This is a genomic window from Streptomyces mauvecolor (assembly GCF_039532965.1).
In the GTDB taxonomy this organism is placed as follows: domain Bacteria; phylum Actinomycetota; class Actinomycetes; order Streptomycetales; family Streptomycetaceae; genus Streptomyces; species Streptomyces violascens.
Map to the genome: position 1 here is coordinate 1 of NZ_BAAASQ010000009.1, position 21,045 is coordinate 21,045.

The following is a 21,045-nucleotide window of genomic DNA, read 5'->3' on the forward strand; positions in this document are numbered from 1 at the left end:
TGTGGGGAAAGCCCCGCACCAGGTCCGTATCAACGGATCACGGTGCGGGGCTTTTTCGCGTCGCGATCCACAACGGGATCAGACCTGCATTCAGGCCTCACCTGAGCCCTGAATGCAAAGCCCAAGCCCCTACGCCGGCTGCAACAGATCCCAGCGGTTTCCGTAGAGGTCCTCGAATACCGCCACCGAACCGTACGGCTCGTGCCGCGGTTCCTCCAGGAAGCGGACACCGGCCGTCAGCATGCGGGCATGGTCGCCCGCGAAGTCCTCGGTGTGGAGGAAGAACCCGACCCGGCCGCCGGTCTGCGTACCCACGCTCGCCAGTTGGGCCTCGTCCTTCGCGCGAGCCAGGAGGAGCGAGACCGCGTCGCCGGTGGTGCCGGGCGGGCGGACGACCACCCAGCGCGAGCCGTCCCCGCGGTCGGTGTCCCCGGCCAGTGCGAATCCCAGGGACCGAGTGTAAAAGTCGATGGCCTCGTCGTAGTCGCGCACGACGAGCGTGATCAGTGCAATGTGCGGCATACCGCCCAGGTTATACGTAGTACGTGTGTCCGGAAGCGCCGGTGGAACAATGCGGGGTATGGATCTCGACCTCGACGGGCTCGTGGGCCGCGCCCGCAGCCTCGTCCTTCCCGGGCGGCGCCGCATTCTTGGCATCGCGGGACCGCCCGGTGCCGGAAAGTCCACGCTGGCTGGGGAGTTGGTGAGACGCCTCGACGGGCAGGCCGTGCTCGTACCCATGGACGGGTTCCATCTCGCCAACGGGGAGCTGCGCCGGCTCGGGCGTACCGAACGCAAAGGCGCGCCCGACACCTTCGACGCCGCTGGATATGCCGCGCTGCTCGCCCGGCTGCGCTCGCCCGATCCCGGCACGGTCGTATACGCGCCGGACTTCGACCGCTCGTTGGAGGAGGCGCTGGCCGGGAGCATTCCCGTCGCGCCGCAGGTGCCGCTCGTTGTGACCGAGGGCAACTACCTGCTGCATGACGAGGAGCCCTGGGCGCAGGTCAGGGATCTCGTCGACGAGATCTGGTATCTCCATGTCGACAGTGGGGAGCGGGTACGCAGACTGGTCGAGCGGCATGTGCGGCACGGGAAGGCCCGGCCGTACGCCGAGCGGTGGGTCGAGGAGTCCGACGAGGTCAACGCGCGTCTCGTGGCTGCCGGGCGTGCGCGGGCGGATCTTGTCATCACGGGTGCGCTCACTGGGTAGGCTCGCAGCTCCGGCGACCGTGCGAGGGGAAGGCAGCAGACGTGGGGATATTCCGACGAGGGCCCAGGCGGGACGCGAGCGACGTTCCGAGGGACCCCGAGTTCGGCTTCTTCTCGAACGACGAGGGCGCCCGGTTCCGTGCGGTGGTCAGGGAGGCGTTCGCCGAGCTGGGCCTGGAGGTCACGGTCTACGCGGACATGGTGAAGGACAGCGGCGGCCGTCAGTTCGGCCTGGGCAATCTCGCCGCCGTGTGCCACAACGAGCCGCGCGGCCCGCGCGTGTGGCCGGAACTGATCCGTAAGCACGTCGGAATGGTGCTGCGCACCATGGACGCGCCTTCCGCACTCGAAACCATGCCGCCCGAACAGATCCGGGCCCAGTTGTATCCCCGGGTGATCAGCGGCGACGGACTCGACGCGCAGAGCTTCGGCTATGCGCGCAGCGTGGCGCCGGGCCTCTACGAGATCCTCGCTCTTGACCTTCCCGAGAGCGTCATGATGCTCACCGACGAGGCTCTCGAACCCCTCGGAAAGGTCCCTGACCTGCGCGAACAGGCCCTGCGTAATCTGCGCGAACTGCCTGTCGAGGGGCACGAGACGGTCAAGGGCGACGACGGGATGCGCTTCGACATCGTCGTCGGCGACTCCTTCTACACGGCGAGCCGGGTGCTCGCCCTGGAGGCCGTCGTACGCCAGGTCACCGGCCGCGAGGTCCCGCCGGAGGGCGCGCTCGTGGCGATGCCTTTCCGCCACCAGCTCGCCTTCCACGTCATCCGTGATTCAGGCATGGTGCTCGCCCTCAACGCCATGGCCTCGTTCGCCGCTTCGGGGTACGAGGACACGCCGGGATCGATCAGCCCGTACGTCTACTGGTGGCGCGGCGGCACGCTCACCCAGCTCAGCGACCGGGACGGCGAGGGGCTGCGCATCGTCGTGGGCGAGGACTTCGGTGAGCTTCTCGAACGGCTCGTCGACGACGAGACGGGCGGATTCTGAGCGGCTGAGCCGCCCATGAAGGTGGCGAACGGAGGCTCAACCCACTCGCGTGCCAACGGGTGTCCGGGCAGGATGAGGCCATGCCTACGACGCCCGCCCCCGCGCCCTTCACCGCCGACGACTACCGGGCTCGGATGGCCCGCGCCGCCCGGTCCGCCGCCGACGCCGGACTGGCCGGCGTGCTCGTCGCGCCCGGCCCCGACCTGGTGTATCTCACCGGCTATCAGCCGACCGCGATCACCGAGCGGCTCACCGTTCTGGTGCTCGCGGCCGGTCAGGACCCGGTCCTGGTCGTGCCGACCCTGGAGGCACCCGATGCCGCGCACGCCGCAGGAGCCGCCGCGCTGACCCTGCGGGACTGGACCGACGGCAAGGACCCGTACGCGGTGACGGCCCCGCTCCTCGACGTCGACGGCCGTTTCGGGGTCAGCGACAACGCCTGGGCGATGCATCTGCTCGGGTTGCAGAAGGAGCTGCCCGGCACCTCGTACGTCGCGCTGACCGAGGCGCTGCCCATGCTGCGGGCCGTCAAGGACGAGCACGAGCTGGCCCGCCTGGAAGCGGCCGGTGCGGCGGCGGACGAGGCATACGGCGAGATCGTGAAGGTACGTTTCGCGGGCCGGAAGGAGACCGAGGTCGCCGCCGATCTCGCCGCCCTCCTGATGAAGTACGGCCATTCACAAGTGGACTTCACCGTGGTCGGCTCCGGGCCCAATGGCGCCAACCCGCACCACGAGGCCGGCGACCGCACCATCGAGCGCGGCGACATGGTCGTCCTCGACTTCGGCGGACTCAAGCACGGCTACGGTTCCGACACCACCCGCACCGTCCACGTCGGCGAACCCGACGCCGCCGAGCAGCGCGTCCACGACGTGGTGCGCGAGGCGCAGCAGGCTGGGTTCGAGGCGGTCAGGCCCGGTGCCGCCTGCCAGGACGTCGACCGTGCCGCGCGCGCCGTGATCGCGGACGCCGGATACGGCGAGTACTTCATCCACCGCACCGGCCACGGCATCGGCGTGACCACCCACGAGCCGCCGTACATGATCGAGGGCGAGGAGCGGCCGCTCGTGCCCGGAATGTGTTTCTCCATCGAACCGGGCATCTATCTGCCTGGCCGGTTCGGCGTCCGTATCGAGGACATCGTCACCGTTACGGATGACGGCGGCCGGCGTTTGAACAACACCGACCGCGCCATGGCGATCGTCGAGTAACCGCTGTCGGTAGTACAGGCGTTGGGTGGTGCCGGCTTCAGCGGCCGAGGACCGCGCACGACTCGGGTGGCATCACCAGCAGGCCGTCCGGGTCCGGTGCCCCGACCGGCTCCCAGGCCGCGAGGACCCGGCCGCCGCCACCGAGCTTGATCCGTACCGCCTCCCGGGAGAGGTTGATCACGACCCGCAGGTCGCCGCGCCTATAGGTCAGCCAGCGTGCCTCCTCGTCGTACGCCACCTTGACGGCCGCGAGGTCGGGATCGGTCAGGTCGGGCCGGTCACGGCGCAGCGCGATGAGTTCGCGGTACCAGGCGAGCAGCCTGGCGTGCGGTTCGCGCGAGGGCTCCGTCCAGTCCAGGCAGGAGCGCTGCCGCGTCGCCGGGTCCTGAGGGTCGGGGATGTCCTCGGCGGACCAGCCGTGCGACGTGAACTCCCGCCGCCTGCCCTCCCGTACGGCTCGTGCGAGCTCGGGGTCCGTGTGGTCGGTGAAGAACTGCCAGGGGGTGCGGGCGCCCCACTCCTCGCCCATGAAGAGCATCGGCGGGTACGGGCCCGTCAGGGTCAGCGCCGCCGCGCAGGCCAGCAGGCCGGGGGAGAGTCCGGCGGAGTGGCGGTCGCCCTGCGCCCGGTTGCCGATCTGGTCGTGGGTCTGCGCGTAGCCCAGGAAGCGGTGGGCGGGGGTGTGGGCCCGGTCGACGGGCCGCCCGTGGACGCGGCCGCGGAAGCTCGAATACGTCCCGTCGTGGAAGAACACGCGGGTCAGGGTCTTGGCGAGTGCGGAGAGCGGGGCGCGTGCGAAGTCGGCGTAGTAGCCCTGGGATTCACCCGTGAGGGTGGTGTGCAGGGCGTGGTGGAAGTCGTCGTTCCACTGGGCGTGCAGCCCGAGGCCGCCTTCGCCGCGCGGGGTGGTGGTGCGCGGATCGCAGGTGTCGGACTCGGCGACGAGGAACAGCGGCCGGCCGAGCTCGGCGGCGAGCACGTCGACGGCTGTCGAGAGCTCTTCGAGGAAGGTGTACGCGCGGGTGTCGGCCAGCGTGTGCACCGCGTCCAGGCGCAGCCCGTCGAGACGGTAGTCGCGCAGCCAGGCCAGCGCGCTCTCCAAGAGGAAGGCGCGCACCTCGTCGGAGCCGGCGGCGTCCAGGTTGACGGCCGAGCCCCAGGGCGTGTGATGGGTGTCCGTGAAGTACGGGCCGAAGGCGGGCAGGTAGTTGCCGGACGGGCCCAGATGGTTGTGGACGACGTCCAAGACGACGCCGAGACCATGGGCGTGCGCCGCGTCGACAAACCTCTTCAGCGCCTCGGGTCCGCCATAGGGCTCGTGCACCGCCCAGAGGGAGACGCCCTCGTACCCCCAGCCGTGCCGCCCCGGGAACGGGCACACCGGCATCAGCTCGATGTGGGTGATCCCCAACTCGGTCAGATGAGGCAGCTGTTGGACGGCAGCGTCAAGAGTGCCTTCGGGGGTGAAGGTGCCGATGTGCAGCTCGTACAGGACGGCCCTCTGGAGGGGGCGCCCCTCCCAGGGGTGCTGCCAGCCGAAACTCTCGTGGACGACGACCGCGCTCAGGCCGTCCGGTCCTTCGGGCTGCCGGCGCGACCGCGGGTCGGGCAGTGGCGTGCCGTCGTCCAGGACGTATCCGTAGCGGTCGCCGGAGTGCGCCTCGGCCTCGGCCACCCACCAGCCCGCGCGCACGGGGTGGCGGCTCATGGGATGGGTCGCGCCCTCCAGGAGAAGGGTGATCCGGTCGGTGTGCGGCGCCCACACTTCGAACAGCACGGGTGTGTCCCCCTGTCGTTGCCGGTTGCGACCATGGTGCGGCAGACGAGGGGGACACGCCCGCAATTCGTGACTACTTCCAGACCATGTTGATCGCGCGCTCGAAGACGACATAGCCCGCACGGGCGAACGCGTTCGCCATGGGGATGTTGGGCAGGTCGGTGGCGGCGCGGATCCGGGGCACGTCCTGTTCGGCCAGGATGCGCGTTCCCTCGGAGAGGATGTCGTCGATGTAGCCGTGGCCGCGGTGGGCGGGCAGCACCCCGATGTAGGCGATGATCGGGTTGTAGCTGTTGCGGGCCGGGATCACGAATCCGACGGGCTCGCCGCCGTCCTTGAGCTCGGCGATCCGCCACCACTCGCGCGGCGTCTTGAAAGACTCGAACTCTTCCTCGTACATGAGCTCCGCGGACTCGCGCGGGGTCATGGTGAGCAGTTCCTCGCGGGTGTGCTCGTCGAGCGAGCCCTCCACGACGAGCGTCATCAGCGAGACGAGCTCCTCGCGGTCGGTGGCGGGGCGGAACGACAGCCTGGTGGAGGCCGCGGGAAGCGGCGTGCCGGGGCGCCACTCCAGGCGCAGCCGCTCGACGAGCGGGCTCGCACCGGAGGCGGCCATGATGTTCAGCCGGGTCTCGACGACCTCGCGGGCGGCGGGGTCCTCGCGCCAGTTGCCCGGCATGAAACGGCCGTACTCGGGGCGCTCGGCACCCGCGGGCACCACGTTCGCGGTCGCGGTCTCGAGGAGGCGCAGACCGATCTCGTGGCGCTCGGCCGCGGGCAGGGAGTCGTCGACGTCGAAGAAGTCGAGGCTCTGAGGCGCCTCGCCGCTCTTCACGGCCCACCACGCGATGCGCGCCAGGACGCGGCCGTCGCGCAGGGCCACCCACATCCAGGCCGGGATGCGGCGTCCGGTGGCCAGGTCGTCCTGGAGCTCATGGTCCAGGACGTAGGAAAGCTGCTGGAAGAGCCCGAGTTCCTCGGGCCCGGCGAGCGGACGAAAGGTGGTGTCCGACGCGGAAGTCTGCAAGAGGGTCCCCTCAGAGGTTTAAGAAGTCGGCAGACCCTAACAGGGCGAGTCGGCCGCCAGGCAAGGGAATTACGGCGGCCGATTCCTCTGCGTCGCAGGTCAGAGCTGGGGCGGTCGTGAACGCGGACCACTTTGGGAGGGGGCCTTCTGCTGGACACCTGCGGCCTTGTGGAAGGACAATCGCTGATGTGACGCCCTCCTTCGAATTCCAGACCTCCTCGGCGCCCGCGCGGCTCTCCGACGCGGAGCGCGACCGGGTGCTGGAGGTGCTCCGCGAGGGCGCCGCCGAGGGCAAGCTGTCGCACGACACGTTCCTGCGCCGGATGGAACTGGCCCTGGCCGCCCGCAGGTCGGACGAACTGGTCGCCCTCACCGCCGACTTGGACAGCGGCGGCAATCGCTGGGCGAAGGCGGTGTTCGGCGCGGTCAGCCGGGTGTCGGAGTTCTCCGTCTCGCTGCGCAGGGCCTGGCAGACCGAGCGGCTGCCCAAGCTTCTCTTCCCGGTGCCGGGTCCGTATCCCCTGCGCATCGGCCGCGACCCGGCCAACGGGCTACGTCTGAGCCACGAGACGGTGTCGCGGGTGCACGCCGAACTCGTCTTCCAGGCCGGGATGTGGCAGTTGCGCGACCTCGGCTCCACCAACGGGACGTGCGTCAACGGGCGCCGGGTGACGGGAGCGGTCGCCGTGGCCGACGGCGACCAGGTCAGCTTCGGCCGGATGGCCTTCCGGCTCGCCACCCACTGAGTCCACCGGGCTGCTGAAAACCATCTGACCAGGGTGAATACCGCTCGCCAAGGGCGCTGTCAGTGGCGTGGCCCATCATGGCGGGTATGAACGATCAGCCCCGGGTGCGTCACGCCCGTCCCGCCGACCTGCCGCGTCTGGCCGAACTCGCCGCGGAGCACGCCGCGTACGAGAAGGCTGCGGGCCCGGCACCCGGTTTCGCGGAGCGGCTCGGTGCCCTGCTGTTCGGCACCGAGCACCCACGGCTGCGCTGCCTGGTCGCCGAGATACCCGGCGGAGAGGTCGTCGGGTACGCCTCGTGCGCACCGGAGGTGTCGACCTGGGACGCCCGCGAATACCTCCACATGGACTGCCTGTTCCTGCGTGACGGTCACCGCGGGCTGCGCCTCGGCCCGCTCCTGATGGACGCGGTGGCGGCCGAGGCGCGGGCGCTCGGGCTCGCCGAGATCCAGTGGCAGACCCCGGTGTGGAACAAGGGGGCGGTCAGGTTCTACGAGCGTCTGGGCGCCACCGGCAAGGACAAGGTGCGCTACTCCCTGCCGGTGTCACACGCGTAACAAGGCTGTCGTTGGATGGACTTGGGGCCCTTACTGCTGGTGCAGGCCCCGGCCGGCCAGCGTGAGGAAGGTTTCGCCGACGGCCTCCGAGAGTGTGGGGTGGGCGTGGATGTGCCGGGCCACGTCCGAGGGCTCGGCGTCCCATCCGACGATCAGCTGGCTCTCGGCGATCATCTCGGACACGTTCGGGCCGACGAGATGGACGCCGAGCACCTGCCCCGCGCGTTCGGCGACCACCTTCACCACCCCGCCCTGCCCGTGCACCATGCCCTTGGCGACGGCCGTCAGCGGCATGGTGTTGACGACGACGTCATGCCCGCGGTTACGGGCGTCCGCCTCGGTCAGCCCCACCGACGCGGTCTGCGGTGAGGAGTACGTGACCCGGGGCACCGCCGCGTAGTCGACGGGCGCGGAGGCCACCCCGGCCAGCGTTTCCGCGACCAGCAGGCCCTCCGCGAACGAGGCGTGGGCCAGACCGAGGGAGGGCGGCGGCAGCAGATCGCCCACCACATGGATGCCGGGGACCGCGGTTTCGAGCCGGGCCCAGTCGGCCGGGGCGACGAAGCCCCGCTCGTCGACGGCGAGTCCGGCCGCGGCCAGACCGAGCCCGTCGGTGACCGGCGCCCGGCCCACCGCCACCAGGAGCCGCTCGGCCTCGATCGTGCGGATCTCGCCGCGCGCGGTGCGCACCGAGGCGCGCACCCCGTCGTCGAGGACGCTCGCTTCCAGGAAGCGTGCGCCGGTCTGCACATCGATGCCACGCTTCTTGAGGCCGCGGGTCAAGTGGCGGCTGACATCGGCGTCTTCGAGCGGCACGAGCCGGTCGGCGGCCTCCACCAGAGTGACCTCGGCGCCCATCGACCGGTGGAACGAGGCGTACTCGACGCCGATCGCACCGCCGCCCAGGACCAGTACGGACTCCGGAAGCCCGGGGGCGAACAGGGCGTCGTCACTGGTGACCACGCGCCGACCGTCCGCTTCGAGGCCCGGCAGCATGCGGGGCCGCGAACCCGTGGCGAGCACTATGCCGCGCCGGGCCACAACGTTCCCGTGGCCCTCGACGAATACGCTGCGGGGCCCCGTCAACTGGGCGCTTCCGCGCAGCACTTGGACGTTGGCGTGTGACAGGTGGCCCTCGACGCCCTTGTGGTTGCGGGAGACGATGTCGTCGCGGGTCGCCACCAGCGCCTGCCAGTCGATCGCATCCACGCTCGCCTTCACCCCCCACCGCTCCCGCGCCTCGGCGATCCCGTCCACCAGCTCGGCGGCGTGCAGCATCGCCTTGCTGGGGATGCAGCCGCGGTGCAGGCAGGTGCCGCCCACCTTGTCGCGCTCGGCGAGCACCACCTTCAGGCCGAGGGCGGCGGCCCGCAGCGCGGTGGAATACCCGCCGGTGCCGCCGCCGATCACGACCACATCGGCCACATCGATCACATCCGCCACAGCGCCGTCGGCCACGGGGTCGGTCAAGGTCTCAGTCTCGGGCTCAGTCATGGATCAAGCCTCCGCCCGGCCGCCGCCATGAGTCCAAGGCAAGGTTCTTGTGAGACCGATGCACAATGCTTATGGCGCGCAGGGGGCGCGCGAGACCGGTGTGAGCAACCGGGTGTGATCAGGGGGACATGGCGTGAGCCTGCGACAGATGGAGTACTTCGTCACGGTCGTCGAGGAGACGTCGTTCACCCGCGCCGCCGAGCTTCTGCACGTCACCCAGCCCGCGCTGTCGCACCAGATCAAGGCGCTGGAGAAGTCCGTCGGCGGCGAGCTCCTCGAACGGATGCCGCGCGGAGTGCGGCTCACTCCCATGGGCCGCGCCTACCTGCCGCACGCCCGGCTCGCGGTGCGCAGTGCGCTCCAGGCCCGGCGCGCGGCCCGAGCGGCGGCCGGCGCCGAGGGCGGCGAACTGCACATCGCCTCCGTGCACTCCGTGGCCGTCGGCGTACTGCCCGAGGCATTCGCCCGCTGGCGGCGCACCCACCCCGGCGTGCGGCTGCTCCTCCACGAGTACGCCACCACCGAGGCGCTTGAGGAGGCGCTCGAACGCGGCGCCGCCGACCTGGCCGTCGGCCCGCCACCCCAGCACTGGGACGGGCCCGTCGTCCCCGTCGGCGAGGAGGAGATCGCGCTCGTCGTCGCCTTCGACGATCCGCTGGCGGGCCGCTCCTCGGTGCGCCTCGAAGAGCTCGCCGACCACGCCTGGGTGCGCTGTGCGATGGAGCCGGTCATCGACGGCCGGCCCTTTCTCGACCTGGTCTGCGAGCGGGCCGGCTTCACCCCGCGCACCGTCGTGCGCACCGAGCACACCTCGACGGCGGTACGGATGGCCGCGGCCGGCGTCGGCGTGGTCGCCGTGCCCACCCACGTCGTACGGGGCGGGATCGGCGAGGACTGTGTGCTGCTCTCCGTCGATCCCGCCTGGAAGCGCGCCCTGACCGTGTTCTCACGGGTCGAGCTGGCCGGCGCCGCGGCCGCCTTCACCGAGCTGCTGCGCAGGTCAGCCCCGTACGGCACCGGCAACATCTCACCCGTACGGCCCAACGCCGATCGCGACTGCCCGGCGGAGGTGGTCCGCTGAGACCGGTTGCCCCCGACTGGCTGGGGCAGGTGGTCCGCTGAGACCTGCCGCCCGTGACTGTCCGGCGGGGGGTGGTCCGCTGAGACCAGTCCCCCGTGACTGCGGGGCGGGGGCGGTCCGCCCGGGGCAGCCATCCGCGACTGCCCGGCGGAAGTGGTCCGCCGGGAGCAGCCATCGGCCCCGGCGGCCGCAGTCGAGACCGCCGAAGGCCGCACGACCGCGCCCGCAGGGCGCCGACCGGGAGGCGCGCGATGACAACCGTCGAGCCGCCCGAGGCAACCGTCGAGCCGCCCGAGGCAGCGCCTGCCGCGCCCCACGCCTCCTCAGGCGAGGCAGCGTTGGACCCGGCTGTCGTTGTTTCCTCGCCCGAGGCGGCGTCGGTTCCGCCCTTCGCGCCCTCGCCCGAGGCCGCGCTGGTTGCGCCCGCCGTAGTCTCCTCGCCGGAGGCAGCGCTGATCCCGGCCGTCGCCTCATCACGCGACGCCGCGTTGGACCCGGCTGCTGTTTCTTCACTCGAGGCGGCGTCGGTTCCGCCCTTCGTCCCCTCGCCCGAGGCCGCGCTGACCCAGGGCCTCGCCTCCATCCCGGAGGCGGAGCAGACCCGGGGCCCGGTCTCGTCCCCTGAGGCAGCGCTGCCTCCGCCCCTCACCTCCCCACCCTCCGCAGCATCGACCCCCGCCTTCGCCCCCGCCTCCTCTCCCGAGACGCTCTCCCTGCTCGGGAGTGCCGCCCGTCGCGACCCGTACGGCTTCTATCGGACCCTCCGCGAGGAGCACCCCCTGCTGTGGGACGGCAGGCTCGGGGCCTGGGTGGTCAGCCGGTATGCGGATGTCGCCCCCGCGCTCGGTGACCCCGGCCTTGTCGGGCCACGCGGGGGGCCCTGCTACGGGCCGGGGACGGTGCGCTGCGCCCAGGAGTACGCGGCGCCCGAGAGCGCCTTCGCGCTGCTGCGCGAGGTGTGCGCCCGCACCGCGTACGTGCTGGCCCGCCGGCTCGCCGGGCGCCAGGAGGCCGACCTGGTCGAGGAGTTCTGCCGCTGGCTGCCCACCGGCACGATCGCCGCCGCGACCGGACTCTCCTACGGGGCGGTGATGGGCCGCTCCGGTGCCGTCCCCGACCGCAGCCGGGCCGAGGCTCCCGCCGCGACCGACCTCGGCCGTGAGCGGGGCGGCACGGGCGTTGCCCTGCTCGCGGCGCGCTGTGCGGACCAGGCCGTGGCCACCGGCCGGGCGCTCGCCTCGCTCATGGCCAACCTCCTTGACAATCCAGAACAGTTGGAGCTGGTGAAGGCGGTTCCGGCGCTGACCGGGCAGGCGTGGGGCGAATCGCTGCGGCGCAATCCGCCCGTCCATGTGGTGCTGCGCCGGGCTGCCCGTGACCTCGCGACATCCGGCGGCACCGTCCCGGCCGGAGCCGCCGTCGCCCTGCTCATCGGGTCGGCGAACCGCGACCCCGCCCGGTTCGCCGACCCCGACCGCTTCGACCTGCACCGCACCACCACCGGCGGGCTCGCCCTCGGGCCCGCCGACTGCCCGGCCGCCCGGGTCGCCGAGCTCCAGGCGGAGTGCGCGGTCGACGCCCTGCTCAGCGCCATGCCCGGGCTGCGCAGGGCCGACGGCTTCACGCCGGCCGAGAGCGGACTGCTCACCCGGGCCCCTCGCCTCCTTCTCGTACGACCCTCCTGAGCAGCGTCACCGGGGACGATGTGAACAGCTCGTCCAGCGCCACCGCCCCGCTGAACTGCCGCCCCGGGCCGAGGACATCGGCCCATCGGCCCTCGGGAAGCCGCAGCTCCGTCCCCGCCCAGCCGCCCGCCTCCGCGAGCCGCAGCGAGAGCCGGGTCACCGCCGTCACCACCTCGCCCGAACGGCAGAACGCCACGCAGTGACCGGCGCGGGGGCCTCGCGCTGCCAGCTCCGTATAGGTGCCGGATTCGCCGAATATCCCGGGGAGTTCGCGCCGCAGCCGCAGCGCCGCCAAGCTCACCTCGAGCTTGCCGCCGGGGTCGGCCAGACAGGCCCGGTCGAACCGGACGGGGCGCCGGTTGTCCGGGTCCACCAGCGCCGCGTACTCGCCTTCCGTCCCCTGATAGAGATCCGGCACGCCCGGCATCGTCAGATGCAGCAGCGCGGCCCCGAGGCTGTTGGCCCGCGCGGCTGACTCCACCGTGTCCATGAACTCCCGTACCACCGAAGCGAGTTGCCCACCCGGGCCGGTCTCGACGAAGTCGCTCACGGCCCTCTCGTAGCCGGGGTCCTGCTCCGTCCAGCCCGTGTGCAGACCGGCCTCGCGCACCGCTTTGAGCAGTGCCGCCCCCAGCCGCTCCGGCTCCGGCAGGCCGCCGAGCCCGACCGAGGTCTGCCATGCGACCCAGGCGAGATGCGGATCGGGCGCCTGCGCCCCGGCGACCCGGTCGAGCAGCGCCGCCCATCGCTGCGGACACTCGGAGAGGACCGCGATCCGGGCCCGTACGTCCGCGCTGCGCTTGGTGTCGTGCGTGGACAGGACGGTGCCGGTGCTCGGCCAGTCGCGCGCGAGCCGTGTGCAGAACGCGTGGAACTCGTCCGGCTCCACCGAAGGCCGCCCCGGATCCCCGCCCACCTCGTTCACCGAGAGCAGCGGCGTGTACCGGTAGAAGGCCGTGTCCTCGACGGACTTGGCGTGCAGCGCCGACGACGTCTGCGCGAAGCGCGTACGGAACCGGTCCCGGTCCGGGGTGTCGCCGAGCCGGCCGAGTGCCAGGTCGCGCATCAGGTCCACCGCGGCGGATTCCTCCGCGACGGGGAAGGCCGCCTTCGCCTCCAGGGCCGCCGAGGCGGGCAGCACCAGCTCCGCCCCGAACCGGTAGGGCCGGTAGACGGGGACGCGGACCAGGAGCTCGCGCAGGGCGAGCCGCAGCGCCCACGGGGCGTGATCGCGCAGTTCGGGGCCGCCCATCGCGCAGATCCGCTGCGCCAGGCGCACCAGATACTCGGTCTCGGCCACCAGCTCATGGGTCAGCACGCGGTACGCCGCACGCCGCACCGTCGGCGCCCAGTGCCCACCCCGGTCGCCGCTGGCTCCGGTGAACTCCCCATATACAGAATGGAGTTGATCCAAACCATCCGGACAGGTGAACAGGCCGTCGATGTGGCGCAGCGCGTCATAGCCGGTCGTCCCGGCGACCGCCCACCCCGCCGGCAGCCGCTCGTCGCCGGTGAGGATCTTCTCGACGACCGTCCAGCGGCCGTCCGTCGCCTCGTTCAAACGGTGCAGATAGGCCTCGGGGTCCGCCAGGCCGTCCGGGTGGTCGACCCGCAGTCCGTCCACCACGCCGTCGTGGACCAGCTCCAGGATCTTGGCGTGCGTCGCGTCGAAGACGCTCTCGTCCTCCACCCGGAGGCCGATCAGCTCCGCGATCGTGAAGAAGCGGCGGTAGTTGAGCTCGGTCCTGGCGAGGCGCCACCAGCCGAGCCGGTAGAACTGCGCGTCGAGCAGCTCCGGCAGGGGCAGGCCCGCCGTCCCCTTGCGGAGGGGGAAGCACTCTTCGCCGTACCGCAGTACGCCGCCGTCCACCGTCAGGCGGTCCAGCTCTGCGCCCAGCGGCCCGGCGAGCACCGGCAGCAGGATCCGTCCGTCGCCCGCCGCCCAGTCGATGTCGAACCATGCGGCGTACGGCGACGAAGGGCCGACGCGCAGTACGTCCCACAGCTGCCGGTTGTGGCGCGCGGCCGCCGACATGTGGTTCGGCACGATGTCGAGGATCAGGCCGAGCCCCAACTCACGGGCTTTTGCGGCCAGTTGACGCAGTCCGGACTCGCCGCCCAGCTCCTCGCGGACCTTCGCGTGGTCGGTGACGTCGTAGCCGTGCGTAGAGCCGGGCACGGCCTCCAGGACCGGTGACAGATGGAGGTGCGAGACTCCGAGCTCCGCCAGGTAGGGCAGCGCCTCCTCGGCGGCGGCGAACGGGAATCCGGGCTGCAGCTGGAGCCGGTAGGTCGCGATGGGCGGGGTCATATGAACGTACGTACCCCGACGGGCGGCTTCTGTGCCTTCGGCCCCTGCGTATGCCCCGGTCGGCCGCGTTAGCTTCGCCTGATGGCCGGATCGCTTCAGACCTACCGCAAGGTGCTCGCCCTGACGGGGCCCGTGCTGCCGGTGATCTCCTTCCTCGGACGGCTGCCGACCGCCATGTGCCAGCTCGGCAGCGTGCTCCTGGTCGCCGAGACCAGCGGCAGCCTGGCCACCGCCGGGCTCGCCGGAGGCGCGCTGGCCGCCGGGCAGACCGTCGCGGGCCCGCTCCTGGGTCGCGCCGCCGACCGCTACGGACAGCGCACCGTGGTGCTCGCGGCGGCGCTCGCCAACGCCGCCGCCGTGACCGGCCTGGTGCTCGCCGCGCTCTCCCACCTCGCGACCGGCTGGCTGGCCCTGCTCGGCGCCCTGGCCGGGGCGAGCGTCCCCCAGGTCGGGCCGCTCGCCCGGAGCCGGACCGTGGCCCTCGCGCACCGGGCCGGCGCCGACGAGCGGACCGTGGCCGGGGCGCTCTCCTTCGAGGGCACCCTGGACGAGATCTCGTTCGTCCTCGGCCCGGCCTTCGTGGGCCTGGCCGCTGCCCTCGCCCACCCGGCCGCCGCACTTCTGACGGCCGCGGCCCTGCTCGCCGTCTGCGGCACGGCCTTCGCGCTGCATCCGACGGCACGTCAGGTGGCCGCCGCGCGGCGCACCGGGGCCGCCCGCAGCCGGCTGCCCGGCGCGGTCTACGCGCTGCGCGCGACGATGGTCCTCCAGGGCGCCATGTTCGGCGCCTCGCAGGCCGGGATCACGGCCCTGACCGAGCAACTGGGCCGGCCCTCGCAGACCGGGCTCGTGTACGCCGCCATGGGCGTGATGAGCGCGGCCGCCGGACTCGCCATGGTGGCCGTGCCGGAGCGGCTCGCCCTGCCGGTCCGGTGGCGGATCGCCACCGCGGCGCTGGTCGTGCTCTCCGTACCGCTGCTCTTCGTGAACACGCTGATCGGCCTGTACGCCACGGTGATCGTGCTCGGGGTGGCGTACGCGCCCCATCTGATCACTGTGTTCGGGCTTACGGAGCGCCTGGTTCCGGCGGACCGGCTCGCCGAGTCGATGGCGTTCCTGACCAGCGGCATCGTCGGGGGCCAGGCGCTCGCGCTCGCGCTGTCGGGACGGCTCGCGCAGGACCACGGCGCGGTCGCCGCGTTCGCCGTGATGGTGGTGGCCGGGGCGCTCTGCGCGGTGTGCTCGTGGTCCGTGCGCGGGCTCGGCGGACGGCGGGCGAAGGCGGCCACCGCGGACGCCGTCACCGGCGTCGCGGCGGCCCCGAGGACTCCGGTCGACGGCTGAGCCGACAGCTGACCGGACGGTGGTCGCGTTCATGGTCCCCACTGTGCCCGAGCCCACTGACAATCGAACTCCGACGCAGGTCAGGGATGTTGAGGTGCCCCGGCGGGCGCCCTACGCGGGCCGCCGCAGCACGGTCATGCTCCGGCCGACGAGCCCGACCCGTTCGCCTGCCGCCACCTTCGGCCCCTCGCCCGGCGGCACCCCCTCCGGCCGCGCGGTGTCCACGACCACCTGCCACTGCCGGCCGTGATTGACCGGCACCACGAAGTCGATCGCCTCCGCACTCGCGTTGAACATCAGCAGGAACGAGTCGTCGCCGATCCGCTCGCCCCGCGGCCCCGGCTCCGAGATCGCGTTGCCGTTGAGGAAGACCGACAGCGCCTTCGCGCTCGCCGACTGCCAGTCCCGGTCGGCCATTTCCTCGCCCTCGGGGGTGAACCAGGCGATGTCGGAGAGCTCGTCGTGCGTGCCCTGCACCGGACGGCCGTGGAAGAACCGCCTGCGCCGGAAGACCGGATGGTCCCGGCGCAGCCCCACCATGGCCCGGGTGAACGCGAGGAGCGTGCCGTCCGGGTCGTCGCCGGGGTCCGGCCAGTGCACCCAGGACAGTTCGTTGTCCTGGCAGTACGCGTTGTTGTTGCCGCCCTGGGTGCGGGCGAACTCGTCGCCGTGGCTGAGCATCGGCACGCCCTGCGACAGCATCAGGGTGGCGATGAAGTTCCGCATCTGCCGGGCGCGCAGCTCCGCCACCTCGCCGTCCTCGGTGGGGCCCTCCGCGCCGCAGTTCCACGAGCGGTTGTGGCTCTCGCCGTCCCGGTTGCCCTCGCCGTTGGCGTCGTTGTGCTTGTCGTTGTACGAGACCAGGTCGTTGAGGGTGAAGCCGTCGTGGCAGGTGTGGAAGTTGATGGAGGCCAGCGGCCGCCTCCCGTCGTCCTGGTACAGGTCAGACGAGCCGGTGAGGCGCCCGGCGAACTCGGCGAGCGTCTGCGGCTCGCCGCGCCACAAGTCCCGTACCGTGTCGCGGTACTTGCCGTTCCACTCCGTCCACAGCGGCGGGAAGTTGCCCACCTGGTAGCCGCCCTCGCCCACGTCCCACGGCTCGGCGATCAGCTTGACCTGGCTGACCACCGGATCCTGCTGGACCAGGTCGAAGAAGGACGAGAGCCGGTCCACCTCGTGGAACTGGCGGGCCAGCGTCGCCGCGAGGTCGAAGCGGAAGCCGTCCACATGCATCTCGGTCACCCAGTAACGCAGCGAATCCATGATCAGCTGGAGGACGTGCGGCGACCTCATGAGGAGGCTGTTGCCCGTGCCCGTGGTGTCCTCGTAATAACGGAGGTCGTCGGCGAGCCTGTAGTACTGCGTGTTGTCCAGGCCCCGGAAGGAGAGGGTGGGGCCGAGGTGGTTGCCCTCCGCCGTGTGGTTGTAGACGACGTCGAGGATGACCTCGATGCCCGCCTCGTGCAGTGCCCGCACCGCCTGCTTGAACTCGAGCACCTGCTGGCCGCGGTCGCCCCAGGAGGCATAGGCGTTGTGCGGGGCGAAGAAGCCGATGGTGTTGTAGCCCCAGTAGTTGGACATTCCGGCGTCCGCGAGCCGGTGGTCATTGACGAACTGGTGCACCGGCATCAACTCGAGAGCCGTGACACCCAGTTGCGTGAGGTGCTCGATGACGGCCGGGTGGGCGAGCGCCGCATAGGTGCCGCGCTGGTCCGGAGGCAGCTCCGGATGGAGCATGGTGAGGCCCTTGACATGAGCCTCGTAGAAGACGGTGTGGTGGTACTCGGTGCGGGGCGGCCGGTCGTCGCCCCAGTCGAAGAACGGATTGACCACCACGGAGGCCATCGTGTGCGGCGCCGAATCCAGGTCGTTGCGGCTGTCGGGCCGCCCGAAGTGGTAGCCGTAGACAGCCTCGTTCCACTCGACGTGCCCGCTTATGGCGCGCGCGTACGGGTCGAGCAGCAGCTTCGCTGAGTTGCAGCGATGTCCTTTCTGCGGCTCGTACGGTCCGTGCACCCGGAAGCCGTACCGCTGGCCCGGCAGCACGCCGGGCAGATAGGCGTGGCGTACGAACGCGTCGGACTCGCGCAGCTCGACGGCGGTCTCCGAGCCGTCGTCGTGCAGCAGACACAACTCGATCCGACGGGCGGTCTCGGAGAAGACCGCGAAATTGGTCCCGGCGCCGTCGTACGTGGCGCCGAGTGGGTAAGCCTGTCCCGGCCATACCTGCATGGGCAAGACTCTTCCACTTCCGCTCGGGGTGCTGACGGGCTGTTCGGCCAGATCCTCCCCGAAAAGACGACGGTCACCCAGGACGTGCGCGTGCGCCAATGGGTGACCCGGCTCGGGCGACGCGGCGCAAGCGCTATGAATCCGCTCACCCCGACAGATAGTGCCCATCAGAACAGGCCGTATCCTCGGGCCAGTTGGGAAACTCGACCCGCCATCGGGCTGCAGCGCCTCCTGCTCCCGGAGTACCCTTCCTTGATCGTTGAAGGGCGTGCAGGGCGGGCCGGACCCGCTGGGGTTGCCGGGGGCGGAAGGCGGTGCGTGGGTGAGCTCGGGAGGTCTTGAGCTGCCCCCTGGTGACACGGGTCATGAGGGGGAGTCCGGCGACATCCCGCCCGGAGCGGTCTCCCTCGCACGCCCGATGGAGATCGGGGCGGAGCTGGACTGGGGCGCGGACGCCTGGAGCGAGGTGCGTACGCGCGCGCAGCGGGCCGGGCGCGCCTACATCTGGCTGAACCTGGTGGAGCAGCGGCTGCGCGCCGTGGTCGCCGCCGTGCTGCGGCCGATCTACGAGCCGGTCCACGGCGACGACTGGGTGGTCGCCGCTGCGGGCCCCGCGGGCCAGGAGTGGGTGCAGCGGGCCGTCGCGGTGCGCGAGGTCTCGCGCCGCAAGGGCTATCTGCTCGACCCCGCGGACGACAACGTGCTCAGCTTCCTCACCCTCCCGCAGCTGCGCGAGCTCATGGTGCAGCACTGGCCCTGCTTCGAGCCGTACGTGGACGACCGGCGCGATGTCGAACTCGCCCTGGACGAGCTGGAGGTGGCCCGCAACGTCGTCTCGCGCAACCGGGCGCTGAACGAGGCCGTGCTCGCCCAGGCGGAGCGGGCCTCGGCGCGGCTCCTGGATGTGCTCGGCGGCGCCGGCGGGGCGCCGGCCGCGCACCGGCTGCCCATCGACGCCGTGGAGGACCTGGTCGGCGACCGGTACGCCGATGTCGTCTCCGTCCACTCCGACCGGGTGCGCCTGCAACGCCAGCTGCCCGCCGAGGACCTCTTCGGCGGAGCCCGCCGCCTGGACGCGATAGGGATTGGCCTCAATCTCCTGGTGCAGAACTATTCGGGCCGGCGTCTGGTGCGGCTCGCCGAGTCCGGCTGCCGCGTCCGGCTGCTCTTCCTGAACCCGGCGAGCAGCGCCGTCAAGCGCCGTGAGCGTGAACTCGGCCTGAAGAAGGGTGAGTTGAGCCGCTCGGTGGAGATGAACATTCTGCACATGCGGCGGGTGCGGGCCCGGCTGCGCGACCCGGGGGCCTTCGAGATCCAGGTCTTCGACGAGACGCCGCGTTTCACCGCCTACCTGGTGGACGGCGACGGCGCGGACGGCGTGGCGGTCGTCCAGTCCTATCTTCGCCGCGCGCGGGGGATGGAGGCGCCGGTGCTCGTGCTGCGCGGCGGCGGGCGGCGGGGTGTGGTGCGGCCGGGCCAGGACGTGGAGCACGGGCTCTTCGAGACATACCGTGAGGAGTTCGAGTCGGTCTGGGTTGATTCGCGCCCTGTGTCCTGAATTGTGGTGAGCTTCGCCGGGTGAATTCCGGCCGCCCGGCCGATTGTCAGTGCCGCGTGCGAAGGTGGTCGTCAACTGGGGGAAAGCACCACGAAGGAGGGGCAGCATGAGCTGGCACCTGGAGCCGCTGGTCGGCTTCGACCTGGAGACGACCGGCACCGAGCCGCGCGAGGCGCGCATCGTGACGGCCGCGATCGTCGAACTGCGGGGCGCCGACGTGGTGGGGCAGCGGAGCTGGCTGGCGGATCCGGGGATACGGATCCCGGCCCAGGCGTCCGCGGTCCACGGGATCAGCAGCGAGCGGGCCGCGGCCGAGGGGCGGGCCGCCGCCGAGGTGGCCGACGAGATCGCCGGGACGCTGGCCGGCCACTGGCGCCGGGGCGTGCCCGTGATCGCCTACAACGCGGCCTTCGATCTGACGCTGCTCGCCGCCGAGCTGCGGCGCCACCAACTGCCCTCGCTGAGCGACCGGCTGGACGGCGCCGCCATAGGGCCCGTCGTCGATCCGTATACGATCGACCGCTCCGTGGACCGCTACCGCAAGGGCAAGCGCACCCTCGAAGCGGTGTGTGCCGAGTACGGAGTGGTCCTGGAGTCGGCGCACGACGCGGGGGCCGACGCGCTGGCCGCGGCCCGGCTGGCCGTGGCGATAGCCGAGCGCCACCCTCAGGTGGCGCGGCTCGAACCGGCGGAACTGCATGACCGTCAGATCCGCTGGTACGCGGAGTGGGCGGCCGACTTCCAGCAGTTCCTGCGCAAGAAGGGCACGGCGGACGCGGTCGTCGACGGCTCCTGGCCGCTGCGCGCACTGGCGGCCCCGGCCCGGGGCTGAGACCGGGCGGTCAGAAGGGGTACCAGCGCACCTCGGGGTCGTCGTCGCGCAGTGAGGCGACGCGGCGGCGGAACTCGTCGAGCGCCTTCGGATTGCTCGGGGCGTGCTGGGCGACCCAGGCGCAGCTGGCCGTCTCGCGGGCACCGCGCAGGACCGCGCAGCCGTCCCATGCGCGGACGTCCCAGCCATAGGCGGTGACGAATGCGTCGTACTGCTCGGCGGGCAGTCCGTACCGGTCGCGGGACAGGGCCATGACGACCAGGTCGTGCTCACGGAAGTCGGCGGAGAACGTCTCCAGGTCGACCAGGACCGGCCCTTCGGGGCCGACGTAGACATTGCGGGGGAGGGCGTCGCCATGGATGGGACCGAGCGGCAGATGAGGGGTGAGCGCCGCCGCGGCTTCCGCGAAGCCGTCCCGGCGGGCCCGCAGATACGCGGCGTCGGCCGGGTCGATCGCGTCACCGGCCAGCTGTAGCCAGCGCTCGACGCCGCCGAGGAGTTCACGGCGGGGCAGCGGGAAGGCGGGCATCGGCAGGGCGTGGACGCGGCGCAGGAGTCCGGCCAGGTCGGCCGGCTCCGCGGGGCGTTCGGCCGAGGGCAGCCGGTGCCACACCGTCACCGGGTGGCCCTCGACGAGCCTCGGCTTCGGTTCGGCGGCCCGCACCGCGGGCACCCCGGCCTCGGCGAGCCAGGTCGCGACGGCCACTTCGCGCTCGGCCCGATCGAGGAGCTCGGGGTGGTGCGTGGCATCGCGGCCGACCTTGACGACCAGGCCGTCCGTCAGCGCGTGCGCGGCGCCGGGCAGGGCGAAGACCGCGTTCTCGCCCAGGGCGAGGAGCTCGGCGTCGGCAACTCCGGCAAGTCCGCCGGGGTCGCTCAGCGCCGCTGCGGCAAGGAGTTCGCGTGCCCGTGCCTCGTCCATGATCGTCTCCCGGTGCTCGTTCCGTAACCGGCCAAGTCTCGCATTCACGCAGGTCGTCTT

The 21,045-nt window shown here is 71.8% G+C and carries 17 protein-coding genes; 10 read left to right on the forward strand and 7 right to left on the reverse strand.

Translation table 11 applies throughout. From position 1 onward, the window contains the following. Positions 1–129 precede the first annotated feature (129 nt). Positions 130–522, reverse strand: coding sequence for a VOC family protein (locus ABD346_RS12435; protein WP_344374494.1), 393 nt, complete (start codon positions 520–522; stop codon positions 130–132). Positions 523–580: 58 nt separating this feature from the next. On the opposite strand from ABD346_RS12435, the gene ABD346_RS12440 reads away from it, so the two are divergent. The 3 genes from ABD346_RS12440 to ABD346_RS12450 all read left to right on the forward strand — a co-directional run bounded on the left by ABD346_RS12440 (position 581) and on the right by ABD346_RS12450 (position 3,419). Continuing rightward, positions 581–1,213: a nucleoside/nucleotide kinase family protein gene (locus ABD346_RS12440; protein ID WP_344374495.1), complete on the forward strand. Its 633-nt coding sequence runs from the start codon at positions 581–583 to the stop codon at positions 1,211–1,213. A gap of 41 nt (positions 1,214–1,254) precedes the next feature. Next, complete coding sequence (locus ABD346_RS12445) at positions 1,255–2,208, forward strand: DUF1444 domain-containing protein (protein WP_344374497.1); 954 nt, start codon at positions 1,255–1,257, stop codon at positions 2,206–2,208. An 80-nt stretch (positions 2,209–2,288) separates the two neighbouring features. Further along, entirely contained in the window at positions 2,289–3,419 is a 1,131-nt protein-coding gene (locus tag ABD346_RS12450) for a M24 family metallopeptidase (protein WP_344374498.1), read from the forward strand. A 37-nt stretch (positions 3,420–3,456) separates the two neighbouring features. On the opposite strand, the gene treZ is transcribed toward ABD346_RS12450, so the two are convergent. Continuing rightward, a complete protein-coding gene (gene treZ, locus ABD346_RS12455) occupies positions 3,457–5,196 on the reverse strand; it encodes a malto-oligosyltrehalose trehalohydrolase (RefSeq protein WP_344374500.1) in 1,740 nt (579 codons plus the stop codon). A gap of 73 nt (positions 5,197–5,269) precedes the next feature. Next, positions 5,270–6,223 carry a GNAT family N-acetyltransferase gene (locus ABD346_RS12460; protein ID WP_344374501.1) on the reverse strand — a complete coding sequence of 318 codons (954 nt, stop codon included), beginning with the start codon at positions 6,221–6,223 and terminating at the stop codon, positions 5,270–5,272. A 188-nt stretch (positions 6,224–6,411) separates the two neighbouring features. Here ABD346_RS12460 and ABD346_RS12465 point away from each other — a divergent pair, with 188 nt between their 5' ends. Next, complete coding sequence (locus ABD346_RS12465; protein WP_344374502.1) at positions 6,412–6,969, forward strand: FHA domain-containing protein; 558 nt, start codon at positions 6,412–6,414, stop codon at positions 6,967–6,969. 86 nt (positions 6,970–7,055) lie between these two features. Continuing rightward, the gene (locus ABD346_RS12470; RefSeq protein ID WP_344374504.1) at positions 7,056–7,526 is read left to right on the forward strand and encodes a GNAT family N-acetyltransferase; all 471 of its coding nucleotides are present in this window, start codon (positions 7,056–7,058) and stop codon (positions 7,524–7,526) included. A gap of 30 nt (positions 7,527–7,556) precedes the next feature. On the opposite strand, the gene lpdA is transcribed toward ABD346_RS12470, so the two are convergent. Then, on the reverse strand, positions 7,557–8,957 hold the full coding sequence (gene lpdA / locus ABD346_RS12475; protein WP_344375121.1) for a dihydrolipoyl dehydrogenase: 1,401 nt from the start codon (positions 8,955–8,957) through the stop codon (positions 7,557–7,559). A gap of 211 nt (positions 8,958–9,168) precedes the next feature. Between lpdA and ABD346_RS12480 the strand changes: the two genes are divergently transcribed. Both ABD346_RS12480 and ABD346_RS12485 read left to right on the forward strand, forming a co-directional pair. After that, the gene (locus ABD346_RS12480) at positions 9,169–10,101 is read left to right on the forward strand and encodes a LysR family transcriptional regulator (protein ID WP_344375123.1); all 933 of its coding nucleotides are present in this window, start codon (positions 9,169–9,171) and stop codon (positions 10,099–10,101) included. A 251-nt stretch (positions 10,102–10,352) separates the two neighbouring features. Further along, positions 10,353–11,786 carry a cytochrome P450 gene (locus ABD346_RS12485; protein WP_344374505.1) on the forward strand — a complete coding sequence of 478 codons (1,434 nt, stop codon included), beginning with the start codon at positions 10,353–10,355 and terminating at the stop codon, positions 11,784–11,786. Here the strand turns inward: ABD346_RS12485 and treY are convergent. Beyond that, positions 11,746–14,097, reverse strand: a complete 2,352-nt coding sequence (gene treY, locus ABD346_RS12490; RefSeq protein ID WP_344374506.1) for a malto-oligosyltrehalose synthase — start codon at positions 14,095–14,097, stop codon at positions 11,746–11,748. The two genes, ABD346_RS12485 and treY, sit on opposite strands and share 41 nt — an antisense overlap. Positions 14,098–14,178: 81 nt before the next feature. Here treY and ABD346_RS12495 point away from each other — a divergent pair, with 81 nt between their 5' ends. Then, positions 14,179–15,441 carry an MFS transporter gene (locus ABD346_RS12495; protein WP_344374508.1) on the forward strand — a complete coding sequence of 421 codons (1,263 nt, stop codon included), beginning with the start codon at positions 14,179–14,181 and terminating at the stop codon, positions 15,439–15,441. A 111-nt stretch (positions 15,442–15,552) separates the two neighbouring features. Here the strand turns inward: ABD346_RS12495 and glgX are convergent, their stop codons facing one another. Then, the gene (gene glgX, locus ABD346_RS12500; protein WP_344374509.1) at positions 15,553–17,673 is read right to left on the reverse strand and encodes a glycogen debranching protein GlgX; all 2,121 of its coding nucleotides are present in this window, start codon (positions 17,671–17,673) and stop codon (positions 15,553–15,555) included. 322 nt (positions 17,674–17,995) lie between these two features. Here glgX and ABD346_RS12505 point away from each other — a divergent pair, with 322 nt between their 5' ends. Both ABD346_RS12505 and ABD346_RS12510 read left to right on the forward strand, forming a co-directional pair. Next, positions 17,996–19,231, forward strand: a complete 1,236-nt coding sequence (locus tag ABD346_RS12505) for an SAV2148 family HEPN domain-containing protein (RefSeq protein WP_344374511.1) — start codon at positions 17,996–17,998, stop codon at positions 19,229–19,231. Positions 19,232–19,337: 106 nt separating this feature from the next. Next, the gene (locus tag ABD346_RS12510) at positions 19,338–20,063 is read left to right on the forward strand and encodes an exonuclease domain-containing protein (RefSeq protein WP_344374512.1); all 726 of its coding nucleotides are present in this window, start codon (positions 19,338–19,340) and stop codon (positions 20,061–20,063) included. Between the two features lie 10 nt (positions 20,064–20,073). On the opposite strand, the gene ABD346_RS12515 is transcribed toward ABD346_RS12510, so the two are convergent. Then, entirely contained in the window at positions 20,074–20,985 is a 912-nt protein-coding gene (locus ABD346_RS12515; RefSeq protein ID WP_344374514.1) for a phosphotransferase enzyme family protein, read from the reverse strand. Positions 20,986–21,045 lie beyond the last annotated feature (60 nt).

Excerpts from the sequence above, each read along its gene's own strand:
- ABD346_RS12435 (WP_344374494.1), bottom strand. The coding sequence starts at position 522 with ATGCCGCACATTGCACTGATCACGCTCGTCGTGCGCGACTACGACGAG.
- ABD346_RS12440 (WP_344374495.1), top strand. The coding sequence starts at position 581 with ATGGATCTCGACCTCGACGGGCTCGTGGGCCGCGCCCGCAGCCTCGTC.
- ABD346_RS12450 (WP_344374498.1), top strand. The coding sequence starts at position 2,289 with ATGCCTACGACGCCCGCCCCCGCGCCCTTCACCGCCGACGACTACCGG.
- ABD346_RS12470 (WP_344374504.1), top strand. The coding sequence starts at position 7,056 with ATGAACGATCAGCCCCGGGTGCGTCACGCCCGTCCCGCCGACCTGCCG.
- ABD346_RS12480 (WP_344375123.1), top strand. The coding sequence starts at position 9,169 with ATGGAGTACTTCGTCACGGTCGTCGAGGAGACGTCGTTCACCCGCGCC.
- ABD346_RS12485 (WP_344374505.1), top strand. The coding sequence starts at position 10,353 with ATGACAACCGTCGAGCCGCCCGAGGCAACCGTCGAGCCGCCCGAGGCA.
- treY (WP_344374506.1), bottom strand. The coding sequence starts at position 14,097 with ATGACCCCGCCCATCGCGACCTACCGGCTCCAGCTGCAGCCCGGATTC.
- ABD346_RS12495 (WP_344374508.1), top strand. The coding sequence starts at position 14,179 with ATGGCCGGATCGCTTCAGACCTACCGCAAGGTGCTCGCCCTGACGGGG.
- glgX (WP_344374509.1), bottom strand. The coding sequence starts at position 17,673 with ATGCAGGTATGGCCGGGACAGGCTTACCCACTCGGCGCCACGTACGAC.
- ABD346_RS12510 (WP_344374512.1), top strand. The coding sequence starts at position 19,338 with ATGAGCTGGCACCTGGAGCCGCTGGTCGGCTTCGACCTGGAGACGACC.
- ABD346_RS12515 (WP_344374514.1), bottom strand. The coding sequence starts at position 20,985 with ATGGACGAGGCACGGGCACGCGAACTCCTTGCCGCAGCGGCGCTGAGC.